Annotated in this window: 19 protein-coding genes; 15 read left to right on the top strand and 4 right to left on the bottom strand. The window is 64.3% G+C overall.

All coding sequences use genetic code 11. The features are described from left to right. Positions 1–26 precede the first annotated feature (26 nt). The 3 genes from panB (at position 27) to LQ788_RS14910 (ending at position 3,667) form a co-directional block, all read left to right on the top strand. Positions 27–971, top strand: a complete 945-nt coding sequence (panB, locus tag LQ788_RS14920) for a 3-methyl-2-oxobutanoate hydroxymethyltransferase (RefSeq protein ID WP_231442264.1) — start codon at positions 27–29, stop codon at positions 969–971. Beyond that, complete coding sequence (panC, locus tag LQ788_RS14915) at positions 971–1,822, top strand: pantoate--beta-alanine ligase (RefSeq protein WP_231447452.1); 852 nt, start codon at positions 971–973, stop codon at positions 1,820–1,822. Before panB ends, panC begins: the two co-directional genes overlap by 1 nt. Before the next feature lie 306 nt (positions 1,823–2,128). Then, complete coding sequence (locus LQ788_RS14910) at positions 2,129–3,667, top strand: mechanosensitive ion channel (protein WP_231442261.1); 1,539 nt, start codon at positions 2,129–2,131, stop codon at positions 3,665–3,667. A 145-nt stretch (positions 3,668–3,812) separates the two neighbouring features. On the opposite strand, the gene LQ788_RS14905 is transcribed toward LQ788_RS14910, so the two are convergent. Next, positions 3,813–4,631, bottom strand: a complete 819-nt coding sequence (locus LQ788_RS14905) for a LysE family translocator (RefSeq protein WP_231442259.1) — start codon at positions 4,629–4,631, stop codon at positions 3,813–3,815. 226 nt (positions 4,632–4,857) lie between these two features. Between LQ788_RS14905 and LQ788_RS14900 the strand changes: the two genes are divergently transcribed. The 9 genes from LQ788_RS14900 to LQ788_RS14860 all read left to right on the top strand — a co-directional run bounded on the left by LQ788_RS14900 (position 4,858) and on the right by LQ788_RS14860 (position 13,096). Further along, positions 4,858–5,760, top strand: a complete 903-nt coding sequence (locus LQ788_RS14900; RefSeq protein WP_231442257.1) for a LysR family transcriptional regulator — start codon at positions 4,858–4,860, stop codon at positions 5,758–5,760. A 160-nt stretch (positions 5,761–5,920) separates the two neighbouring features. Continuing rightward, the gene (locus tag LQ788_RS14895) at positions 5,921–7,054 is read left to right on the top strand and encodes a GuaB3 family IMP dehydrogenase-related protein (RefSeq protein WP_231442255.1); all 1,134 of its coding nucleotides are present in this window, start codon (positions 5,921–5,923) and stop codon (positions 7,052–7,054) included. A 31-nt stretch (positions 7,055–7,085) separates the two neighbouring features. Beyond that, entirely contained in the window at positions 7,086–8,057 is a 972-nt protein-coding gene (locus tag LQ788_RS14890; protein ID WP_231442253.1) for an SURF1 family protein, read from the top strand. A gap of 2 nt (positions 8,058–8,059) precedes the next feature. Then, positions 8,060–8,497 carry a DUF3817 domain-containing protein gene (locus tag LQ788_RS14885; RefSeq protein ID WP_231442251.1) on the top strand — a complete coding sequence of 146 codons (438 nt, stop codon included), beginning with the start codon at positions 8,060–8,062 and terminating at the stop codon, positions 8,495–8,497. A 90-nt stretch (positions 8,498–8,587) separates the two neighbouring features. Continuing rightward, positions 8,588–10,168, top strand: coding sequence for a glutamine-hydrolyzing GMP synthase (gene guaA, locus LQ788_RS14880; RefSeq protein ID WP_231442249.1), 1,581 nt, complete (start codon positions 8,588–8,590; stop codon positions 10,166–10,168). A gap of 93 nt (positions 10,169–10,261) precedes the next feature. Further along, the gene (locus LQ788_RS14875) at positions 10,262–10,993 is read left to right on the top strand and encodes a biotin transporter BioY (protein ID WP_231442247.1); all 732 of its coding nucleotides are present in this window, start codon (positions 10,262–10,264) and stop codon (positions 10,991–10,993) included. After that, positions 10,990–11,760: an energy-coupling factor ABC transporter ATP-binding protein gene (locus tag LQ788_RS14870; RefSeq protein ID WP_231442246.1), complete on the top strand. Its 771-nt coding sequence runs from the start codon at positions 10,990–10,992 to the stop codon at positions 11,758–11,760. Before LQ788_RS14875 ends, LQ788_RS14870 begins: the two co-directional genes overlap by 4 nt. Continuing rightward, positions 11,757–12,395: an energy-coupling factor transporter transmembrane component T family protein gene (locus tag LQ788_RS14865; RefSeq protein WP_231442245.1), complete on the top strand. Its 639-nt coding sequence runs from the start codon at positions 11,757–11,759 to the stop codon at positions 12,393–12,395. Before LQ788_RS14870 ends, LQ788_RS14865 begins: the two co-directional genes overlap by 4 nt. 137 nt (positions 12,396–12,532) lie before the next feature. After that, positions 12,533–13,096, top strand: coding sequence for a cysteine hydrolase family protein (locus LQ788_RS14860; protein WP_231442244.1), 564 nt, complete (start codon positions 12,533–12,535; stop codon positions 13,094–13,096). Between the two features lie 45 nt (positions 13,097–13,141). Here the strand turns inward: LQ788_RS14860 and LQ788_RS14855 are convergent, their stop codons facing one another. Beyond that, on the bottom strand, positions 13,142–14,323 hold the full coding sequence (locus LQ788_RS14855) for a glycosyltransferase family 4 protein (protein WP_231442243.1): 1,182 nt from the start codon (positions 14,321–14,323) through the stop codon (positions 13,142–13,144). Positions 14,324–14,603: 280 nt separating this feature from the next. Here LQ788_RS14855 and LQ788_RS14850 point away from each other — a divergent pair, with 280 nt between their 5' ends. The 3 genes from LQ788_RS14850 to LQ788_RS14840 all read left to right on the top strand — a co-directional run bounded on the left by LQ788_RS14850 (position 14,604) and on the right by LQ788_RS14840 (position 19,036). Further along, positions 14,604–15,242: a LemA family protein gene (locus LQ788_RS14850; protein ID WP_231442242.1), complete on the top strand. Its 639-nt coding sequence runs from the start codon at positions 14,604–14,606 to the stop codon at positions 15,240–15,242. Continuing rightward, positions 15,239–16,093: a tRNA pseudouridine(38-40) synthase TruA gene (truA, locus tag LQ788_RS14845; protein WP_231442241.1), complete on the top strand. Its 855-nt coding sequence runs from the start codon at positions 15,239–15,241 to the stop codon at positions 16,091–16,093. The genes LQ788_RS14850 and truA overlap by 4 nt, the downstream gene beginning before the upstream one ends. Positions 16,094–16,447: 354 nt before the next feature. Next, positions 16,448–19,036, top strand: coding sequence for a bifunctional metallophosphatase/5'-nucleotidase (locus LQ788_RS14840; protein WP_231447450.1), 2,589 nt, complete (start codon positions 16,448–16,450; stop codon positions 19,034–19,036). Between the two features lie 53 nt (positions 19,037–19,089). Here the strand turns inward: LQ788_RS14840 and LQ788_RS14835 are convergent, their stop codons facing one another. After that, the gene (locus tag LQ788_RS14835; RefSeq protein WP_231442240.1) at positions 19,090–21,231 is read right to left on the bottom strand and encodes a hypothetical protein; all 2,142 of its coding nucleotides are present in this window, start codon (positions 21,229–21,231) and stop codon (positions 19,090–19,092) included. Further along, positions 21,228–23,861, bottom strand: coding sequence for a hypothetical protein (locus LQ788_RS14830; protein WP_231442238.1), 2,634 nt, complete (start codon positions 23,859–23,861; stop codon positions 21,228–21,230). Before LQ788_RS14830 ends, LQ788_RS14835 begins: the two co-directional genes overlap by 4 nt. Between the last annotated feature and the right edge of the window lie 128 nt (positions 23,862–23,989).

Raw genomic sequence — 23,989 nt, 5'->3', positions numbered from 1 at the left:
ACGAAGGCCGACCGAAGAGGATGCCCATGCCCCTGCCCGATAGTCCGACACCAGATCGACCCGCACCAGCACCGCCTGAGAGCGCCACGCCCGACCACGCCGAGATGACTCCGCCCTACGGAAGCGGCCCCGCACCCACTGCTGCTGCAGGTGCAGGTACACCTGCAGCACCGCCTCGGCGAGTTCGGACTCTGGACCTCATCAAGGCCAAGACGCAGGGACGGCGCTGGGCGATGCTGACCAGCTACGACCAGTACACGGCCGCATTGTTCGAACAGGCCGGAGTCGAGGTGCTGCTGGTCGGTGATTCCGCAGCGAACAACGTCTACGGCCACGAGACCACACTGCCGGTCACGGTCGATGAGCTCATCCCGCTGGCGCGCGCGGTCTCCAGCGCCACCTCGCGCGCACTGATCGTCGCAGACCTGCCCTTCGGCAGCTATGAGATCTCCGATGAGCAGGCAGTCGCGACGGCCGTGCGCTTCATGAAGGAAGCCGGCGTCCACGCGGTCAAGCTCGAAGGGGGAGTGGCCGTGGCCTCGAGGATCAAGGCGATCACGACGGCCGGCATTCCGGTGATGGCCCACATCGGGTTCACGCCCCAAGCCGAGCACAACCTCGGCGGGTACAAGGTTCAAGGCCGTGGGGATGCCGGTGATGCGCTGTTGGCCGATGCTCGTGCCGTCGCCGAGGCGGGGGCGTTCTCCGTGGTGATGGAGATGGTTCCAGCCGGGTTGGCTGGACAGGTGACGGCGGAGATGACGATTCCGACTGTGGGGATCGGTGCCGGCGCCGACTGCGACGCCCAGGTGCTCGTCTGGCAGGACATGGCAGGACTGCGGACCGGCAAGGCTCCACGGTTCGTCAAACGGTATGCCGACCTGCATTCTGTTCTCTCCGATGCCGTCGGTCGCTACGTCGACGAGGTCAAGAGCGGCGAATTCCCCGAGCCGGAGCGGAGCTTCGAGTGATGGAGGTCGGCGGAATCCAGGCCCTGCGCGCCTGGCGGAAACGGCAGTCGGGCACCGTGTCGCTGGTGCCGACGATGGGCGCCCTGCATTCTGGTCATCAGGCGCTGATGGACCGGGCTCGTGAATCGGGAGATTCGGTCGTGACCAGCATCTTCGTCAACCCGCTGCAGTTCGGTACCGACGAGGACTTCTTCCAATACCCGCGGCCCTTCGAAGCAGACTTGAAAGTCTGCGAGGCTGCCGGAGTGGACTTCGTCTTCGCCCCGGCGCTGGGGGAGATGTACCCGTCTGCGCCCGAGGTCACCGTGTCCTCTGGGCGCATGGGTGCGGTGTACGAAGGTGCTGCCAGGCCCGGGCATTTCGACGGAGTCCTGACCGTCGTAGCGAAGCTCTTCACCTTGACGGCACCGGACTCCGCGGTGTTCGGGCTCAAGGACATTCAGCAGTTCTGCCTGGTCAAGCGCATGATCACCGACCTCAACTTCGATATCGAGCTGATCGGCCTGCCGGTCGTCCGCGACGACGACGGTCTTGCCATGTCGAGTCGCAATGAATACCTGGCGCCCGCCGATCGCGTGGCCGCATTGGCCATACCTCGTGCATTGGATGCCGGAGCACAGGCAGCCTCCGATGGATCGCCGGCGGGTGTCGAGGCCGCAGCGGAAGCGGTGCTGCAGGCCGCCGCTGAGCGAGGGGATCTCGAGTTGGGCTATCTCGGCCTCGTTGATGCGACGACCTTCCGGCCGTGCGCACAGGACTTCGACGGGCAGGGTCTGCTGCTCGTCTCTGCCACCGTCGGAGGGACTCATCTCATTGACAATGTGCCACTGGAATTCCACCGTTCCGTGTGAAATTCGAGATGAATTGTTTGTCGGAGAAAGCAATGAAATCTCGCTGGTGCCAACGGGATGAGTGCGGACAATATTTCTCGTTCGATACCGAATCGTGACCAGTTTATGAAAGAAATGTTAAGTCACTGAAATACGTCTATGGACGGGTTTCGGCAGGTATCTTCAATTGCGCCATCATTCGATTCTCACCGGTCAAAAGCCCTTGTTCTGAGTGTCCGTTGTGAATAGACTCCAAATCAGCAACAGCGAAAATAGGAGTGTTCATTCGCTACGAATTCGAGTGTTCATTCGCTGCAGATGAAGGAGATGACGGAAATGCAAATGTCGGACTTGTGGTCAGTTCTTGCGAAAGTGGGACTGGCGATACTCATTCTTATCGTTACATGGATCATTGCATCGATCGTCAAATGGGCGATCGGAAAACTGGTGTCGAAGGTGCCGGCATTGCAGCGTGACGGCAATGACGGGCAGCAGATCGGAAAGTCGATCGGACAGATCGGCAGCCTGATCGTCTGGCTGCTCGGTCTCATCGCCGTTCTGCAGCTGTTCAACCTCGACCAGGTGCTCACACCGCTGCAGGGCCTGCTCGACGGAATCTTCGGCTTCCTGCCCAATATCATCGGTGCGGGCGTCATCTTCTTCATCGGGTTCGTCTTCGCCAAGATCGCCAAGCAGCTGGTCCAGACGGCACTCAACGCCGTCGACCTCACGAAGCTGACATCGAAGTTCAGCTCGCTGGGAGATCGCGCCACAGGTGTCGTCGGCGCATCGACGGGGGCCGAACCTCAGCACAACAACATCAATGCTCAGCAGGCCGCCTACAACCAGCCTCATCAGGGCCAGCCCGGTCAGCCGGGACAACAGGGTCACCCGGGACAGCAGGGCAACCCAGGCGCCGGGAACCCCAACGCCGAGGCCAATGCCAAGATCTCATCGCTGGCAGGCAACCTCGTCTTCGGGATCATCATCATCGTGGTCTCGATTTCGGCACTTCAGGTTCTGGGCATTGCGGCCATCTCGCAGCCAGCACAGCAGATGTTGGAGCTCTTCCTCAACGCCATTCCTGCCATCATCGCGGCCGGCATCCTGCTGGCCATCGGCGGGGTCATTGCGAAGTTCCTCGGCAACCTGCTTGAAGAGGTTCTGCGCGGAGTCGGTACGGATCGGGCAGTCGATTCGATCGGCATCGTTCCTGAAGGCACCAGTGCCTCGAGCGTGATCACCAAGATCGTGCAGGTCGCGATCATGATCTTCTTCGCCATCATGGCGACTCGCCTGCTCGGCTTCCCCGAGATCACGAACATCCTCAATGAGATCCTCGACCTCGGCGGCAGCGTGCTCTTCGGCGCGGCCATCATCGCCGCAGGATTCCTCATTGCGGCACTGATCGGCAAGTTCATCACGAACAACGTGGCGAGCAAGGTGCTGCGCTACTCGGCCATCGCACTCTTCATCGCGATGGGTCTTCGCTACATGGGACTGGCCGATTCGATCATCAACCTGGCATTCGGTGCCGTGGTCATCGGCGGTGCCGCAGCTGCTGCGCTGGCCTTCGGCCTCGGCGGACGTGATGCCGCAGCCAAGATGCTCAACAAGGTTGAGGTCGAGGTCGAATCCGCTGCTGACAACGACAGTGGCGCCGGCCGCCCGGCAGGCAGCGCCAACACCGCAGGCAACGCGAACACTGCCGGCAGTGGAAACAGCGGAATCGGAACCGGCGGAGTCGGCAGCACCGGACACGGTGGAGCCAGCACCGGAGATGACGGTCCGCTCAGTGGTCCTGCAGGCAGTGGTCCCGCAAGCGGCGGTCCAGGAGGCAGCGGTCCCGTACCGCCTGCCAGCTGATCGAGTGACATAAAGAAGGTGCGGGCCGGGGTGCTTACCCCGGCCCGCACCTTTGTGCTTCGGCAGCTTCTGGCTGCGCTTTTCTACAGAACAGCTTCAATACAGAACAGCTTCTATACAGAGTCGCTTCTCTACAGGGCTGTTGTCACACCGGGATGGCGATGACCGCGATGCCCATAACCACGAGGACGGCAGCGGAGACGGCCTCGATGTAGAAGTCGGTGCTTCTCCTCTGCAGGGCGGCCGCGGCCATGCCGGCGATGAAGGCGAGAAGGATCTGGTAGGCCAGCATCAGCCCGATCACGACGGAGATCAGCAACAGGTAGTCGACGCCGGCCGCAGAGGACGGCACCAGGGTCGGCATGACGGCAAGGAAGAACAGTCCCGCCTTCGGGTTGCTCAACGACGAGATCAAACCTCGACGATACGAGATGACCGAGCGCAGCTGACCCCAGGATTTCTTCCCACCGGGTTCAGCGTTGATCACGGATTCGGTGCCGACTCCGATGCCGGCACCCACCTCGGCGTCGTCACGCACCACGCCGCCGTCACCTGCCGCGGTACGGGCATCCACCTCGGCGCCGGTGTCGACCGCCTCGCTGATGACGAGATCATCGGTGGCTGCCGCGATCTCACTGACCTGTCCGCGCGGGGGAGTCCCGCGCAGTTCGGCTCGGATCCGCAATGCCTGCCGACCGGCTAGGACGCCGAGGAAGCACAGGTAGAGTCCGCCGACGACCTTGAGGACGAGCAGAGCCGAGGGGAACGTGGTGAGCAGCGCGGAGATTCCGGTCAGCGCTGCGATCATCCAGACCGTCATTCCGGTGGCCGAGCCGAGCGAATAGATCAGCCCGGCCTTGCGACGCAGGGCCGAGAGGCGAACGGTGAGGATCGTCTCGGGGCCGGGTGTGACTGCAAGGACGGTCGCGGCCCCGGCGATGGTGATGAGCTCGGCTCCGGTCATGGTGCTCCTTCAAGGACAGCGACCAGACGAGTGGTCTGGTCGGAGTGGCAAATGCGACGTTGCACGATGACGGCCCGGGATGGTGCACACGATTCGTTCTGTTTCGGGCGCGAAGGGCTCTGGCTTAAGTCTGCCGCAGGACAGCGCGAGAGAACACATCGGGAAAAGCAATCATTTACTAACGACCATTCGGCATCATCGAACGATCATCGGCTAACCTGAGCTCATGTGGGATCTCAACCGACTGCGCATCTGGCGGGCCGTCGTCGCCACCGGCTCCGTCGTCGACGCCGCCAAGAGCCTCAACTACACATCGGCCACGGTCAGCCAGCACATCACGAACCTGCAGAAGGCCGTCGGCGTCCCCCTCTACCGCAGATCAGGGCGCGGCATCGAGATCACCGACCTGGGCAAACGCCTGGCCGAGGAATCCTCCGATGTCTTCACCGGTCTGAGTAGGCTCGACACACTTGTGGAGAGCTTCCGCACCGTGAATCGACCCCGCATGCGCATCGCGGCTTTCACCTCATTCAATGCCGGGCTGCTGCCTGGGATCATCGAACCGGTCGCGGTTGAGCACCCGGACATGCGCTTCGACATCCAACTCAATGAGCCGGCGAAGGTCCGTCGCAGCCACTGCACGATCGAGATCCGCAGCGAAGTTCCCCAGGACGATGAGGTCCACCTGCCCGGAATGACGCGCACTGTCCTCTTCGACGATGACTACCGAGTCGTGGTCTCGGACAGGCACCGGTTCGCCAGCCTCGAGTCCGTCCCCTTCAAGGACCTTGCAGACCAGCGGTGGGTCGATTACGACCTGTGGGCGGGCCCGACCAGCAAGGTCGTCGACCTCGCCTGCGCCGCAGCAGGATTCGAGCCGCGGACCTTCGCGGCCTCCGAAGACGAGTTCGCTGCCCTCGCCCTCGTCGCCTCGAACCTGGCCATCACCGTCCTGCCCCGCCTGTCGTCGGCTCAGCTGCGCCCAGGACTGACCGCTGTCGGCCTCACCGACCCCACACCTGTGCGCCGCGTCGTCATGCACGTGCGCGAGCGCGAGGCACATCTGCCGCACGTGCGCTCCTTCGTCACCGCCGCCGAGGCGGTTGTGGCCGACTATCTGTCCCGCTGAGTGACCGTCGGCGTCGACCGATCCCCAGCGATCTTCAGCTGGTTCTGGGTGATCTTCGGCTGGTTCCAAGCGATCGTCCGCCAGTTCTGACAGAGGAGACGCCCCGTTCCTCATAGTGAGCTGAGTCCGCGGCGTCAGGGCTGTGGGATAGGCTGTTCGGGTGAGTTCTGAAATCGAAATCGGCAAAGGCAAGCGCGGTCGTCGCGGCTATTCCCTCGATGACATCGCCGTCATCCCTGCTCGGCGCACGAGAGATCCCGAGGATGTGTCGCTGGACTGGCAGATCGATGCCTACAAGTTCGATCTTCCCTTCATCGGCGCCCCCATGGACTCCGCCATGTCACCGGAGACCGTGATCGCTCTGGGCAAGCACGGTGGCCTGGGCGTACTCGACCTCGAGGGTCTGTGGACCCGCTACGAAGACCCCACCCCGATGTTGGCCGAAATCGCCCAACTGCCGGCCGAGATGGCGACCTCGCGCATGCAGGAGCTCTACTCTGCACCCATCCAGGCCGAACTCATCACGGCCAGGCTCGAACAGATCCGCGAGGCTGGAGTCACCGTCGCCGGTGCTCTGACTCCGCAGCGGACCCAGCAGTTCTACAAGACCGTCATCGATGCCGGGGTTGACATCTTCGTCATCCGCGGCACCACGGTCTCGGCCGAGCATGTGTCTTCGCACACGGAGCCGCTCAACCTCAAACAGTTCATCTACGAACTCGATGTCCCTGTCATCGTCGGCGGTGCCGCCACCTACACCGCAGCCCTGCACCTCATGCGCACCGGCGCTGCCGGAGTCCTCGTCGGCTTCGGCGGGGGAGCAGCCGCGACCACCCGCAAGACCTTGGGCCTCCACGCTCCGATGGCCACCGCGATCGCCGACGTCCACGCCGCCCGGCGTGACTACATGGATGAATCCGGCGGCCGCTACGTCCACGTCATCGCCGATGGCGGACTGGGCTCCAGCGGTGAGATCGTCAAGGCCTTCGGCGTCGGTGCCGATGCCGTCATGCTCGGCACCGCCCTGGCCCGTTCGACCGAGGCCCCGGGCCGCGGAATGCACTGGGGCGCCGAGGCACACCACCCCGAACTGCCCCGCGGACACCGTGTGGAGCTGGGAACAGTGGGCAGCCTCGAACAGGTTCTCTTCGGGCCCGGCCGCACCGCCATCGGCGAACTCAACCTCGCCGGTGCCCTGCGTCGCGCCCTGGCCACCACCGGCTATGTCGATCTGAAGGAATTCCAGCGCGTCGACGTCACCGTCTCGCCCTATCAGCCTGGATCGGTGGTTTGATCTGTTCCGCCTGGCGCTGACCCCCAAATGGTTGGGGTCCCTGCTCTTCGTTCTCGTCCTCGTCACCTGCTTCGTCGGACTCTCGGCGTGGCAGGTCGACCGTGCTCAGCATAAGAACGATGCTGTGGAATCGGCCGATGTCGAAGAGGTCCAGCCGTTCAACGAGGTGATGGAGGCCCAGGCCCCGATGCCCGGCATCCTCGCCGATCAGCGCGTCAGTCTGTCCGGGCACTGGCTTCCCGATGCACAGGTCGTCGTTCCCGGGCGCGTGCTCGATGGGGACAAGGGCTTCTGGGTGGTCACGATGTTCGCCCCCGATGACGCCCGCCTCGGCGCCTCTGTCGGCGCTGACTCCGAAGACAAGACCATCGCGATTCCGGTCTTGCGCGGCTTCACCACTGATGAGCAGACCGCCATGGAATCCCGTGCGGCAGAGGGCCCAGTCACGATGACGGCGCAGATCGGTCCCGTCGAGGGTCCGATGCCCGGCAACTCGCTGCCCGAAGGCCAGGTGCGCAGCGTCTCGACGTCACAGCTGATCAACCTGTTCCCCGACCTTCTGACCTACTCGGGCTTCCTCATTCCCGAAGAGGCCACCGGGGGCGCTGCCTCCATCGCGACCGACGGCCTGTCCTTCGTGCCGCCGACGATGACGCGGGAGGAGGGCGGATTCGACCTGCAGTCCGCTGGCTACGCGATCGAATGGCTGATCTTCGCCGGCATGGCCCTGTACATGTGGTGGCAGCTGCTGCGCGATGACTTCATGCGCCGCCGACTCGGTGGGGACTCCGATTCTCAGGATCTTGCGAACAGCGTCGAGTACGTTGTCGTGAAGTCTGCCGGCCAGTCCTCGATCGACCCCGAGGTGATGTCGGGACTGACCGGGCTTCCCGCCTACAGGCATGGAGCGAAGAAGCCTCGCAGGAGCCGCGGCTCTGATTCGAAGAGTTCCACTGCCACCGATGACACATCGACCAACACCACCCCGACCGGAGGAAACTGAGCGTGAGCGAAGAGCCCGAGTCCCTGGATTCCCGCCCCGACTTCGATGACAACGATGTGTGGAGCGTCAAACGCTTCACCTCGGCGCGCAATGCGTGCAAGTTCTATCGGGTGATGGCCCTCATCACTGGAACGATGCTTCTCATCCTCACCGTCGAGATGATCTACAAGTACCTCATCGCCGCTGACTCGGCGACGGCACTCAACTTCGGTGGGTTCAACCTGGCAGCCGCGATCGCGATCTGCCACGGCTGGTGCTACGTCGTCTACCTCATAGGCTGCTTCTGGCTCAACCAGCAGATGCGCTGGACCTTGGGCCGCTACATCGTCTTGGCGCTGGCCGGAGTGGTTCCGGTGATGTCGTTCATCCTCGAACGCAAGATCCATCGCCAGGTCGAAGCCGAACTGGCCGCGGCCGTGGTGGTCGCACCCAAGAGCTGAGGACCACCTCGGCGAGGCTGCCACGGTGCGGTTCGTCCGCCCGCTGGGCCTGAGGTTGGGCACTCGGTGCCCGGTGTTTAGAATTGGGGCATGACGCAAACCCAGAGCACACAGGTGCCTCCTGTCCTCGTGGTCGATTTCGGTGCGCAGTACGCGCAGCTCATCGCCCGACGGATCCGCGAGGCCGGACTGTATTCCGAGATCATCGCCCATGACGCACCGGCAGCGGAGTTCGCGGCCAAGAAACCAGTCGCCATCGTGCTTTCGGGTGGGCCCTCGAGCGTCAACGATGAAGGCGCCCCCGGATTCGACACCGCCGTCTTCGACCTCGGCGTGCCCACGATGGGCATCTGCTACGGCTTCCAGCTCATGTCGACGACCCTCGGCGGCCGAGTCGCCAAGACCGACAAGCGCGAGTACGGCTCGACCCCGGTCACGGTATCGAGCACGGGTGCACTCCTGGCACAGACTCCGAACAGCTACAAGGTGTGGATGTCCCACGGAGACTCCGTCGCCGAAGCGCCCGCTGACTTCGATGTCCTCGCCTCGACTCCGGACACTCCGGTCGCGGCCTTCGAATGTGCAGCACGGAAGTTCGCCGGCGTGCAGTGGCACCCCGAAGTACTCCACTCCGAATACGGCCAGCAGATCCTCGAGAACTTCCTGTTCAACGTCGCCGGCCTGAGTGCCGACTGGACCAACACCAACGTCATCGACGAGCAGGTCGAACTCATCCGCGACCGTGTGGGATCGAAGAACGTCATCTGCGGCCTCTCCGGGGGAGTCGACTCCTCCGTGGCCGCAGCACTGGTCCACAAGGCGATCGGCGACCAGCTCACCTGCGTCTTCGTCGACCACGGCCTCCTGCGTGAGAACGAACGCGAACAGGTCGAGAACGACTATGTCGACTCGATCGGCGTCCGCCTGGTCACCATCGACGCACGCGAGCGCTTCCTGTCCGAACTTGCCGGCGTCACCGATCCGGAGACGAAGCGCAAGATCATCGGCCGCGAATTCATCCGCACCTTCGAGTCCGCCTCCGCCGACCTTGTCGCCGAGGCCAAGGACGAGGGCGAGGAGATCGGCTTCCTCGTCCAGGGCACGCTCTACCCCGACGTCGTCGAATCCGGCGGCGGCTCGGGAACCGCGAACATCAAGAGCCACCACAATGTGGGCGGGCTTCCCGATGACATCACCTTCGAACTCATCGAACCCTTGCGAGCCCTGTTCAAGGACGAGGTCCGCGCGATCGGCCGTGAGCTCGGAGTCCCCGAGGCGATCGTCTCCCGCCAGCCCTTCCCCGGTCCCGGGCTCGGCATCCGCATCATCGGCGAGGTCACTGAAGATCGCCTGTCGATCCTGCGCAAGGCCGACGCTATCGCCCGTGAGGAGCTGACGAAGGCCGGCCTCGACGGAGAGATCTGGCAGTGCCCAGTCGTCCTGTTGGCCGACGTGCGCTCCGTGGGTGTTCAGGGCGACGGACGCACCTACGGCCACCCGGTTGTGCTGCGCCCGGTCTCCAGTGAAGACGCGATGACCGCCGATTGGACCCGAGTTCCCTACGACGTGCTCTCGGTCATCTCCAACCGCATCACGAACGAGGTCGACGACATCAACAGGGTCGTCCTCGACGTCACCTCGAAGCCTCCGGGCACCATCGAATGGGAATGATTCTGTTCCCCGACTACAACTCCTGAACAGTGTTCAGTTAAGGTGGGTGGTGCCCGAGTAGGTCTCGGGTGCCACCTCACCATCGGAGAACTCATGTCATACGCGCACACCGGCAGCACCACCTCGGCGAGGGCCGGGCGGAATGCCACAGCTGGCAGAGCCGGCGATATTGCACTGATCGCGGTCTTCGCCGCACTTCTGGCAGCATTCGCGATCATGCCGCCGATCCCCGTCGGGCCGGCCGGTGTGCCGATCACCCTGCAGACCTTCGCAATCGCGCTCTGCGGTCTGGTGCTGGGCCCGTGGCGCGGGGGAGGCGCGGTCCTGCTCTACGTCGTGCTCGGCCTTCTGGGACTGCCGATCTTCTCCGGCATGAGCGGTGGCATCGGCGTCCTGGCCGGCCCCAGCGCCGGCTACATTCTGTCGTTCACGCTCTACGCTCTCGCCACCGGCTTCGTCGCCCGCTGGGCTATCCGCCGCTTCCGCGGATCGAAGCTGTGGATCGCCCTCTTCATCGGCGGACTGGGCTCCAGCCTGCTGCTCAACCATCCGCTGGGAATCCTCGGAATGTCGATCAACGCCGACCTGCCCTTGGGCGTCGCCGCCGTCGCCGACCTCGCGTACTGGCCCGGTGACATCATCAAGAACGTCCTCGCCGTCTCCGTCGCACTGCTCATCCACCGGGCATTCCCCGATGTCCTCCGTCGCCGAGGTGTCCCGACGCCAGGTCCGAATGCTCAGACCGCTGGTGCTGGGTCCGTGGGTGCTGAGTCTGCGGGAGCTGGCTCGGAAGGCACTGGTTCTGAAGGCACCGCGGCACAGTGATCTTCGGTCGGAAGTCGGACCCTGAGAACGTGGGGGAGCGGGTGCGGGAGATCAGCTTCTCCGAGGTCTCCGTGGGGGTCCTCGATGACACCCCTGCCGGTGATGTCTACCGCCCGATCCTCACCGACGTCGACGTCACGCTCGATGAATCCACGATTGCGATCATCGGGGCCAACGGCTCTGGAAAGTCCACACTGCTGCAGCTGTTCAACGGGCTCGTCACAGCCAACTCCGGTCAGGTGCTCGTCGACGGTCTTGACCCGGTCGATGAGGCGAAGCAGGTTCGCTCTCGAGTGGGCTTCGTCTTCACCGACCCGGCGGCGCAGCTGGTGATGCCGACCCCGCTCGAAGACATCGAACTCTCCCTGCGCAAACGCGTTCCGAAGGCGCAACGCCGCGCCGCTGCCTTAGCGGTGCTCGAAGAACTGGGCATTGCCGATCTGGCCGAGCGCAGCGTCTACGAGCTCTCCGGCGGTCAGCGCCAGCTGGTCGCATTGGCTGCCGTGCTGGCAGTCGATCCGCAGATCCTCGTCCTCGATGAACCGACCACGCTGCTTGACCTGCGCAACAAGGAGAAGTTGCGAAAGCTACTGGCCGACCTTGTCGCTCGCCGAGGTGTGCGCGTGATCTTCTCCACCCACGACCTCGACTTCGCCGGGATGGCCGACCGCGCCCTCGTCGTCGACTCCGGACGGATCGTCCACGACTCGACTCCCGACGAAGCGACGCGAATGTACCGTGAGCTGATCATGAGCGACTCCTCGTGAGCCGGACATCCCGCGCCGGTATTCGACCCAGGCCGCAGCTGTTCGGGAAGGTGGCGCACACCCCCGGTTGGCTGCACAGAACGCCGACCGGGGCGAAGCTGGTCGTCATCGCCCTGATCGGCGTTGTCGCTCTGATCTTCCGCGACCCGATCATCAACTGGTCGATGTTCGCCGTCCTCGTCGTGCTCGGCTTCACCGCCAGGCTGAGGCTGCGTCACTTCCTCAAGACCTGGCTCTATGCGGCGGTGCTGATCCTCATCGTCATAGCCATGCAGTACTTCTTCGGATCGCTGCGCGCCGGCCTCACCGTCGGCGGTACTGTGTTCGCCTGCGTCCAGGCTGCGATGCTGCTGACCCTGACCACGACCGTGGCACAGCTGCTCGACACCTTCACCGTAATCGTCTCACCACTGCGTTTCTTCGGCGCCAGTCCGGACACGATCGCACTGACCGCGAGCCTCATGGTGCGTGCCATCTCCCACATCTCAGGACTGCTGGGAGAAGCCGACCGTGCCGCTCGAGCCCGTGGCCTCGACTCGAGCATCAAGGCCAGGGTCGTCCCCGCGATTCTTCGCTCGGTGAAGTACGCTCAGGACACGGGCCGGGCACTCGACGCCCGCGGGATCGTGGACTGAGGACCACCGAAGCGGGACGCTCGAAGGTCATGCTCCGAGCATCCGCGGCCAGCTGACCTGACGAAGAGTATCCTCGGCGAAGAAAGGCAGTCGGCTCGCATCTCGACTGCCGCGCAGATCCGCGAAGGAGACAAACAATGGCTGCAAACCATCGCCCCGTCCTGCTCGCCATGGACTTCCAGAACGGCATCGCCGGTGATGAGGCCTTCACCAAGACCGGTGTTCTCGAACGCGCCCGGGATGCTGTCGCCGCCGCAAGAGATCAGGGAATCCCCGTCATCTGGGTGCGTGTTGCCCTGCGTGATGGTCACCCTGCGCTCCCTGACACCGCATCGTTTCGGCAGATCGCCGCTCATGGTGACCTCGATGAGGCACACGCCTCGACGAGCATCCACGAGACGCTGGGCCGTCACGAGGGGGAACCGATCGTGACGAAGCGTCGCATCAGCGCATTCGCCGGCAGCGATCTCGAGGTTCTGCTGCGCGGTTACGGTGCCGACACCTTGGTCCTGGCCGGCGTCGCCACCAGCGGAGTGGTCCTCTCGACCATCCGCCAGGCTGCCGACCTCGACTACCGGCTGACGGTGCTCTCCGACGCCTGCGCCGACCGGGATGAGGAGGTCCACCGAGTACTCACCGAAAAGGTCTTCCCCAAACAGGCCACCGTGCTCACCGTCGCCGATTGGGTCGCGCAAGCCTGACGCGCAGCCCTACTCTCGGCTTTCGACGGCTGACGGCGGGTGTGCCTAGAAGGGTGAGGAGTCTTCGGACGTGGTGGGTGTCGCCACGATGAAGCCGCGGCCCAGGACCTGAGGGTGAGGATTCTCGATCGCCCGCGAATAGTGGCCGATGAGCTGTGAGCACACGCTCTTCCAGCTGCGGCTGAGCACCTGCTGACGCCCGGCAACACCGAACGCCCGACGCTTTGCCTCATCGCCGAGGAGGTCAATGACGTGTCCGCGCATCGCCACCAGATCCTTCGGCGTGTAGAGCCAGCCGGTGTGGGAGGAGTCGACGAGGTCCAATGGCCCGCCACGTGCAGGAGCGATGACGGGAACCTCGGAGGCCATCGCCTCCTGGATCGTCTGGCAGAAGGTCTCGAGCTCACCGGGGGCGATCATGAGGTCGAAGCTCGCGACGGCCTGAGCCAGAGCATCACCGCCGAGGAATCCGGCGAAATGAGCATTCGGCAGGGCCCGTTCGAGCTTAGCCCGCCACGGTCCGTCGCCGACGATGACGAGCTTCGATCCGGGCACGTCGTCCAAGACAGCCAGGTCCTCGACCTGCTTCTCGGCGGCGAGACGGCCGACATAGCCGACGATCTTCTCACCATTCGGTGCCACGGATCGGCGCCAGGCCTCTGACCGGTGACTGGGGTCGAAGCGGGAGGAATCGACCCCGCGGGCCCACAGATCCACCTCGGCGACACCGAGGTCGGAGAGCTGATCAAGAGTGTAGCTCGACGGGGCCAAGGTCAGGGAAGCATGCTGGTGGATGTTGCGCACATGCGACCACAGCATCGCCTCGATGCCGTGCATGCCGTACCGTGCGGCATACGCGGGCACCTCGGTCTGATAGATCGCCACCGTCGGCAGATCGAGGCTCTGCGCCGCCAGGACACCGCGCCAGCCGAGCACGAAGGGACTGGCCAGGTGGACGACATCGGGATTGAAGTTCTCCAGCAGTCGCTTGATGCGGCTGACTCCACCGGGGGCGACGCGAACCCGCCGATACTTCGGCAGGGCGATCGAGGGGACCCGCACGATGCGGGCTCCGGCGACCTCCTTGGGGCCGTCGCGGCGCGTGCCTGGTGCGATGATGAGGACTTCGTCGCCGCGGTCGGCCAGATGGTCGAGGACACGGAGGAGTGAGTGGGTGACCCCATTCATATTGGGGAGGAAGGACTCTGCAACGATCGCTACTCTCACAGAACTCAGTTCACGCCCCCAGAGTGAAGGACGGGCAACATCGAGGCGACCCTTCGGCGACGAAAGGCCGAAATCGCCGCGCGTGAGCATTCGCACCCGATCGCTTCCGCGCTCCGCAGCGGCGGCGGCAAGGAGGTGCTGGTCCCATCGTGAACTGACATTGGCGCATTCGAGACGGGATGCTGGTTCATCTGTGAGCAGGTGCTGGTCCCATTCGCGAGGAGTCTGAACCCCGCGTAAACTGAAGTGTCGGTCAAGCGAATGAGAAGAGGAGGCGGCAGTGGTCTGGTTCATCGTCGGAGCATGTGTGCTTGCCCTCGTCGTCCTCGCCCTGACCGTGACATTCCTGCGCTTCAACCAGCTGTCGATGGCGCGGTCGCTCTGCGATGAGGCCAAACGCCAGCTGCTCGTCGAACTCCGCGGCAGGCATGCCCTCGTGCCTGCCTATATCGGAACGCTGCAGCAGATCACTACTCGAGATCTCAGCTCTGTCGAACTCGCACTCGCCTCGGCCCAGCGGGCTCCCTTCGGCCCTCGCGGAGCTGCGGCGGAGAATGCACTGAGCCGTACCATCGACGATGCGGCACAGATCCCCAGTCAGATCAGTGACAGGGCCATCGCCACCGACTCGACCCTCGCGATGCAGACAGGTCCCCGCGAAGAACTCGACACCACCATCGCGCTGCTGCACGGTCAGCTCAACGTGCTGGCTGAACGCATCCTCTCCGGTGCCCGCATCTACAACACGAACGTCGATCTCTACCACCGGCAACGCGAACGTGCCGTATCGCGGCTGTTCAAAAACGTGTTCAAGGCCCGCGAACCCTTCACCGAATCGGGCCAGGAACGGTCCTTCGCGGAAGCGGATCCCCAGGACCAGTTTGGAGCGCAGGACCGAACCGGATCGACCGGATCATGACGCGCTTCCGCATCGACCTCGGCTATCGCGGCACCGACTTCCACGGCTGGGCCAAGCAGCCCGGGCTGCGCACCGTGCAGGCCTCGCTGGAGGCCGGGCTGTCCCGGATCACCGGCGCCGAGGTGGCCACCGTCGTTGCCGGCCGCACCGACGCAGGCGTCCACGCCAGACGGCAGGTCGTCCACATCGACCTCGCCGAAGACGGCATCGAGAAGCTCATCGGCAAGTCCTCCAGACCCGCCGAGGCGGCGCTGCTGTCGCGTCTGCGCGGAGTCCTCACCGTCGATGACACCGATGACATCGTCATCCATGCGGTCTCCGAGGTGCCCGTAGACTTCGACGCTCGGTTCTCCGCGCTGTGGAGGACCTACCAGTACAGGCTCGCCGACCGCCGGTCCTTCATCGACCCGCTGCTGACACCCGTGACACCGCGACACAAAGGTGAACTCGACGCCGAGGCGATGGCCGAAGCCGCACGGGAGGCCCAGGGGCTTCACGACTTCATTCCCTTCTGCAAACCACGTGAGGGTGCGACGACCATCCGCACGCTGCACGAACTCGAGGTCACCCGAGACCAGGAAGCCGTCATCACCATCGATCTGCGGGCCGACGCGTTCTGCCACCACATGGTCCGTGCCCTGGTGGGTGGGCTGATCAAGGTCGGATCCGGCACCTGGCCGGTGACTCGGCCCGCTGAGCTACTGGCCGAAGCGGACGCGGGAGTCGACCCCGATGTTCCGATGTTCGTCTCTCCTGCACATGGCCTCGTCCTCACCGGGGTGGGATATCCCGAAGCCGAGTTCTATGCTTCCCGTGCGGCACAGACCATGGCCCGCCGAACACAGGCCTAGTCCGAACAAGCTCTCTTTCGACACCGGCCTAACCGCAGCACAGGCCCAGTTGCCGACCACTGGGCCGTTTTCGATAGAACGACAGGGATCCCGACAGCACGACAGGGATCCCGACTTCGCAGGGCCGCATCGTCTTTTTGAGAGAATCCCTCTTTTCAGATGTGAGAATCCTGTGTACATTCACATGTAGGTAACTCATCGTTCGCTTAAGCACTGCAGAATGAGTCTGCTTGATCCTCACCCGGCACAGCTGTTGTGCGGCGGATGCAATGACCAAAGGAAACCACATACATGTCGAAGCTAGTGACTAAGAGACTAGTGACCAAGATGCTGGCAACGGGAGCGGCAGTGTCAATGTTGACGCTGCCGGGCGCCGCTCCCTCACTTGCCGCATCCCTCGGAAATGGCTCCGCAGAGGAAACGTCCTCGACGATCGGCCCCTCCGAACCATCCCCAAGCGACTCCTCAGCTGGTGACTCTGACTCCGCAGACTCGCCTGCAGCAGACGCAGCAGAGGCCGCCGAGGGTGAGGACAAGGACACCTCGACACAGGACGCGGCCGAAGGCACCAAGGTCCAGCTGCTCAACATCACCGACTTCCACGGACGCATCGCCGAGGCGGGCACGCAGCTCGCCTCGGTCGTCGAGGAACAGCGCGCAACGTACGGCGCCCAAGACGGCACCGCCGGAACCGGGGTCCTCTCCGCCGGCGACAACATCGGAGCCTCCACCTACGTCTCCTCCTCGCAGCAGGACACCCCGACGCTTGACGTCCTCAACGCCATCGGCGTCCAGGCTTCAGCCGTCGGCAACCACGAATTCGACCAGGGCATTGAGGATCTGACCGGCCGGGTCTCGTCCGAAGCAGACTTCCCCTACCTGGCAGCCAATGTCTACAACGAGGGCACCACCGACGTCGTCGGCGGCCTTGAGGGCTACACCACGGTCGATGTGGGTGGAGTGAAGGTCGCCGTCATCGGCGTCGTCACCAAGGACACCCAGTCGCTGGTCTCACCCGACGGCATCGCCGGACTCGAATTCGGTGACCCCACCGACGCCGTCAACCGAGTCGCCGGCGAGATCGAGAACCTGCCCGAGGACGAACAGCCGGATATGACGGTCGTCGAGGCCCACCTCGGCGCCTCAAGCACGGAGAGCCTCGACGAGGCGAAGGCCTCGAACGCCGAGTTCAACAAACTCGTGACCGAGGCGGATGCCTCCGTTGACGTCCTCTTCACCGGCCACACCCACCTGCCCTACTCCTTCGAGGCTCCTGTTCCCGGCGAGCCAGACCGGACACGGCCCGTGCTGGAGGCCGGCAGCTACGGCGAATACGTCGGCCAGGTCCAGCTCGAAGCCGATGCCGAGGGCAACTGGACGACCGAGAACACCGAACTCATCGAGACGGAGAAGAAGAGCTATGACTCGCCCGTCGTCGACGAGGTCAGCCAGATCATCGCCGATGCCGATGCGAAGGCGAAGGTCCCAGGATCTGTCGTCGCCGGTGAGATCAGCGAGGACATCACCCGCGCGACAAAGGACGGCAAGGAAGACCGCGGTGCGGAGAGCACCCTGGGCAACCTCGTCGCCGACGCACTCAAGGACGGAGTCGAGGGCACGCAGCTCAACGACGCTGACTTCGGCATCACGAACCCCGGCGGGCTTCGCACCGACCTGAAATGCGATGACATCTACAACAAAGAGGACACATGCGAAGTCACGGCCGCTGAACTCAGCTCGGTCCTGCCCTTCGCCAACGACCACGGTGTCGTGACGATGCAGGGCTCGGACGTCATCGGACTGTTCGAAGAGCAGTGGCAGCCAGCCGATGCCTCGCGTCCATTCCTCCACCTCGGCATCTCCGAGGAGCTCGAGGTCGTCTACGACTCCGACGCGGCGAAGGGCCAGCACGTGAAATCGGTCGAGGTCAACGGGAAGAAGCTCGATCCGAACAAGGAATACAGAGTCGCGACACTGAGCTTCCTCGCCGCCGGGGGCGACAACTTCTTCTCCTTCGCCAAGGGTGACTTCGAACTTTCCGGACGCACGGACTTCGAGACCTGGGTCGACTATTTCGAGAACCACACCGAGGCCAATAAGAAGGTCTCGCCCGATAAGGACGAACGCCAGGCCGACCTGACCAAGGACGTCATCGACAACGGCGAGCTCACAGTCGATTTCAATGCCCCCGAAGATGGCATCGAACCCGGTGAGAGCCGGGACTTCGTCCTCAACACCACCGCCGAGGCGGAGGTCCCAGGACCCGTGGACGTGAGAGTTGATCTGCCCGAGGGCTACACCGTCAGCGCCGCTGCACCTGCATCGGCCGGAGCCCAGCAGGGCCGACAGTCGGAGACCGCAAAGGCACCAGAGGTCACAGTGGACGCCGCGGCGAAGACCATGACCTTGGAGTCGATCCCCGCAGGTGAGAGCGACATCCCCATCAACGTCACCGCACCCGAGGAAGCCTCCGGTGAGGTCACCGTCGAGCTGGGACTGAAAGCCGGGGAAGGACAATGGTGGGATGACAACCCGCTGCCGGTCAATCACGCATTCGAAGCCACAGCTCAGGTCGGCGACGAGGCGAATGCCGCCGCCGGCGATGACGGCAGCGCCGACGGGACATCCGACGGTGCGGGATCGGATGCCGATGCCACCGGTGGTGACAATGGCAGCGCGAACGCCTCGGGATCGAATGCCGACTCCAACGGCAGCGGTGCGAATGCGGACGACTCCGGGGCCACCTCGGCGAATGCAAACGCTTCCGCGGCCACTTCGGGTGGTGCCGATGGCAGCGGAGCGAACGCCGACGGTTCGAAGGACGGCGGGGATCTGCCTCGCACCGGCTTCGAAGCCTTGAACCTCGTGGCGGCGGCGCTCGCTCTCATCGTCGCAGGCAGCATGGCCGTGAGCATGGTGCGCCGGCGCAGGACCACCGTCTGACACGGACACTGAGCCGGGGCTGAAACCCTAGGCCTAAGCCAGCCAGGCGGCGGTCAGACGGAACTGGAGAGTTTCGGCCGACCGCCGCTGTCTGCTGTCTGCTTCGTCTCGAAGGTCTCAAGGTGGACCAGAACTGGGACGAGGAAGAGGATGCCGACGGCGGGGACGACGATTCCCGAGTCGTTGATGATCGTGCCGACGCCCAGCAGGATGGCCAGGCTGATCATGCCCGCCCGCAGCAGGGGGATCCGATCGTAGGCATCAGTCATTCCCTGCAGGGAGAAGCGCTGGGGTTCGAGAGCCAGCCAGAAGACGCCGATGATGATGAGCGGAAGGAGCAGCGTCATCCACGACTGGGTGAGGATGTCGATGTTCATTCCGATCTTGCGAGCGAGCACACCCAAGGCCTCGCCGCTGATGATGGAGTCGAAGAAACGACCGAAATGGGTGCGCTGATCGGCGGGACGCAGCCAGTCCAGGAAGAGGACAGCGAGCATGACGAAGCCGGCGATTCCCACCGTCAGCCCCATGCGTTTGAGCGAGAATCTGATGCCCGCGGCCGCGAGGACCAGATAGGCGACGCCGATGATCAGCGTCGGCACCGAACCGAACTTCGTGCCCAGTCCCGGAGCGGCCAAGATGACGCTCGAGATGAGGATCGGCACGGCGACGATGAGGATGCGCATGAGCGGTCGCCTCGTCAGCGATGCGAACCCGGCCACGGCCAGCAGCAGGGCGCAGCAGTAGAGCGCGAGGGCGGAGTTGCCGATGCCGTAGAACCGGGAGGCGATGAGCAGCGGTTCGCCCAGCAGCGTCGACATCTGGAGCTGCGAGCCGGTCATCACGTCATAAGCTAAGACGAGAACCGTGGCGACGCTGACGAAGAGCACCGGGCCCAGCTTGAACCCACGCCACGGCCCCAGCAGGGCGATGGCCCCGAGGATCAGAGACCACCCGGCCAAGGCTCCCAGCATCGCGATATCGGGGTTGGTCGCCCTCTCCCACGGCACCGTGTTGACCAGATACGTCGAGACCGGCATGGCGGCGAAGACGATGCCCAGCCGGTAGGCCCCGGAGTGGACGAGCTCGCGATGGTTCTTGCGCAGGAACCACGCGAGAACCAGCAGCCCGACCATGAGTGAGGCGACGACGGGGAAGAACCAGGTCGAGAGCTCGTTCTGCGTCTTCACCGCAACCTGACGGTCGAGAACCGCCTGGAAGCGCGACTCCCAGCTGCTGTCTGCGTTCTGGTTGTTCATCGGGGCGCCGGCGGCGTTCTGCATGGGTTCGCCGTCGCTGAGTTCGACGAGCGTCGGAGCGAGATCGGGCACCTGGATGAGGCCGGGTTGACGAGTCGACGACGAGCTCAGCAGTCCGACAGTCCCGCCGGGGCGCAGCATCATCGTCGACTGCATCGACGAGCTCTTGCCTGAACCGTCGGCGATCGAAGAGAAGATGATCGGCGAGGTGCCCACAGTCAGATGTTCTGGGTCGTCTGGGTCGACCCAGCCGGCGGCTGCCAGAATCTTTCCGACGTGCGCGTCGAGGGTCTTGAGGGAATATCCGTCCGAGGTGGTGTCGCCGAGGTCGACGAGAGCGAGCTCACCGTTCTGTGAAGCCCGATGCACATTCCCGGCCAAGTCATCGCCGATCGGTGACCAGTGGTCGATCTGGCCCCTGTGGTCGGCTGCCGCGATCGCCGCACCGGGCCCGAAGGCAGCGATGTCGGGTACCGACTCCGCCAGAGCGCCGAGGTTGGCGTCGTAGTTGTCGCTTCTGGCGACCTGCGCATAGACGTCCCAGTCAGCGACCCAGCCGTCGAGCGGTGCGGCCGGCTGGCGGCACTCTTCGCGGGGTTCGTCGGCGGCCCGTCGTCCTGCACCCACGCCGAGCCAGCCGTCGACGGGGCAGCTGCTGGCTCGCACGCTGCGGGGAGTGATGGTGCCGATCTGTGCGGTCTGCATCATCCTCCACAGATTCGGTGTCGTGCGCGGATCGAGGTCCTCGAATCTGAAACCCGAGACGCCGATGAAGATCGGGCCCTTGCCCGCCGAGGCGGCTTCCGCTTCCGATGCACTGTTTCCATCCGTGCCCCGAGTCGGCGCGGCCTGGGAAACCTGCGGCATCCCGAGGACGAGCAGGGCGATGACGAAGAGTCCGAGGAGAATGCGCACGGACAACGAGGTTGTTCTCATGCTCGATCCGTCCCTGGTTCAGACGAATCCTCAGCCGCAGACGAATCCTCAGCCGCAGACGGACCCTCGGCAGACATGAGGATGGTCCGTGCGCTGCCGGTGCCGTTGCCCCGAGAGGCCTTGGCGTCGGCGACCTTCTCCTGTGCATGCTCGGCGCTCAGCGCCAGCAGGTAGGGCAGCAGCACCATGGCACCGGTCGAGGGCACGGCGATGCCGGAGTCGGTGATGACCAGCCCCACAGCCATGCCGGTGACCGCGGCGAGGAACCCGAAGTGGAGGTCCTGGTCCTCGAACACCTGCGGCAGTCGGCCCCGCCACTTGTTCGCCAGACGACCGGTGCGGGTAGCTGAGGTGATGCTGGGGAAATGGAGCAGATAGCGCAGGAAGAACAGGACGGCGATGATCGCCAGGGGAGTGACGATCGCCAAGGCAGGATTGATCGCGATGATGTGAAGGTTCGCGCCGAGCTTGCGACCGATGACCTGCAGGGCCTCACCGGTGACGATCTGGTCGAAGAAGTTTCCGAAGTGCGACCGTGCCCCCGGTTCGCGCAGCCAATCGAGGAATGCGATGCCCAGCAGCACAGCCAGGGATGCGAGACCGATGAGCACGAGTCGGAAGAGGGACAGACGAATTCGGCTGACAAGTGCCAACAGGACGAGGAGACCGGCCAAGGTGGCGATCGTGCCGCCGAACTTCGCTCCCCACGATGGGTTGCCGGACACGAAGACCGCGAACAGTCCGAGGGCCAGTGGGAGGAGGAAGACGAGTCTGCGGTGCCCTCGAGCCCGCAGCCAGGAGATCGCAATGCCGAGGAAGATGAAGAGGCTGACGATGAAGATCGCCGCACCCTGATTGCCCAGGCCGTAGTACCGGCCGCCGACGATCGGGTTGTAGCCCAGCAGCGAGTTCCCCTGCAGGTGCGACCCGGTGATGAGGTCTGCGGAGAGGATGAGGAAGCTCAGCAACGACAGGGCGGCCACGCGACCGCGCCAGGTCCGACCCCACGGCGGGAGCACAGAGACACAGAAGAGCAGCGCCGCCGACACCGCGATCGAAATGCTGAGTCCGAAACCGGGGTGGGGCAGTCTGGCCCACGGGAACAGTCCGGCCAGGAATGCACTCATCGGCAGGGTCGCGGCAGCCAACGAGCCCCAGGCGAGGAACCGGTGCACGGTGGGGGCGATCGTCGCACCACCTCGGCGACCGAGGAGATTCCGGGCCAGGAGGACACCGCACAGGATGAACAGGACGTAGAAGATGATGTCGAGGAGCAGGGAGAACGTCGACAGGTGCTGGTAGATCGACGTCGCCTTCTGAGCCTCGGACACGAGGTCGTCGATGCGTTCCTGCGGCTCGTCCTCGGTGGGTGTGACGTCGAAGGAGATGCCGTTGGCGGAGGCGATGCCGAACTGGTCGAGGATGCCCGGGGCGATGTCAGTGATCTGCAGGAGGCCGGGGGTGCGAGTACTTGGCGAGGACAGTCCTCCCGGCTCGTAGCCGGGACCGGAGGCGATGAATGCGCGCAGCTGCGGCAGACCCGAGCTGTCCCCGAGGCCGGCCACGATGATCGTGGGTTCGGCGCTGCCCGGCTCCGCAGAATCGCGGGCTTCCTCCAGCTTGTCGCCTAAACGTTCGTCGGCCTCGGCGACGCGTTCCTCGCGGTCGAAAGAGGCCGGAACGGTATAGGAGTAGTTGGGGATCGGGTCGTAGAGCCAGGCCGAGGAGCCGATCGAGCCTAAGTCGACGAGGTCGAGTCGGCAGTTGGTGGCGGCGGCATCGTCTGTGTAGTTGGCCACAATGCCGTTCTCATCGGCTACTGCGTAGGCCGCGCCCGGGCCTTCGGCGGCGACGCAGGGTTCAAGCTGCGACGCGGCTCCCGAGGCGTCTGTCCCCTGTGGGGCAGTCTTTCCCTGTTCGCGGACGAGGCGGGCGAGCATTCCGTAGTCCACCGAGTAGCCGGAGTCGACGTTCGGTTCCTTGATGGCCTCGAAGTCATCGATCGTCGCGGTGGTGGTGCCCCTTGCAGCCTGCCCGGCGAGATCTTCATCACTCGACGAAGTCGCGTCTGCGCCCGACTGAGCCGCCTCCTCGGCGTCGTCGAGTGCCTTCTCAACAGTCTCGTCGCTGGTCGACGGTGCAGTCAGCGCAGGGCAGGTGGCCCTGTTGTCTTCGAGCTCTGGGTCGGTGGGTGGTCCCGCCTGAGCGCGAGCGCCGGCACCCATGGACAGCCAGCCGGAACCGGGGCAGGTAGCCGACCCGATGGTGCGCACATTGAGGTTGGCGGCAGAGCCGTTGGAGAACAGCTCATAGAGGTTCGGGGTGCGCTTAGGATCGATATCATTGATGGTCAGACCGGGTATGCCGTAGACGATGGTCTTGCCGTCGGGCGGCCGGGAGGCATCCGAATCCTCTCCCGCCGACCCCGTGCCGGCCGGTGCCGAGGTCGTCGATGCCGCGGTGGTGCTCGCCGCAGCTGATGAGGCCGACTCGGCAGAGCGGGACTCGCTGGTGGCAGCGGCCTGTGACTGTGCCGGTCCGAGGATGAGGACCACGAGCCCGAGAACTATTCCCAGCACCAGGAGTCTGAATGCGGGAAGGCGCGTGGGCAGGAGGGATGAAGGCGGCACAGCTCAATAGTATCGGCTCAGCTTTCCACCCGCTCTGGCACTGGCCTGAGCGTTTGCTCCGCGGGTGAGAATGCATGTATATTTGATTGTCGTTGTGTGTGTCCGTCGTGCTCCCTTACATAGCCTCA

Source organism: Brevibacterium zhoupengii (assembly GCF_021117425.1).
Classification (GTDB): Bacteria; Actinomycetota; Actinomycetes; order Actinomycetales; family Brevibacteriaceae; genus Brevibacterium; species Brevibacterium zhoupengii.
Note: the sequence above shows the minus strand (reverse complement) of the source record. Positions and strands in the feature narration are given on the sequence as shown.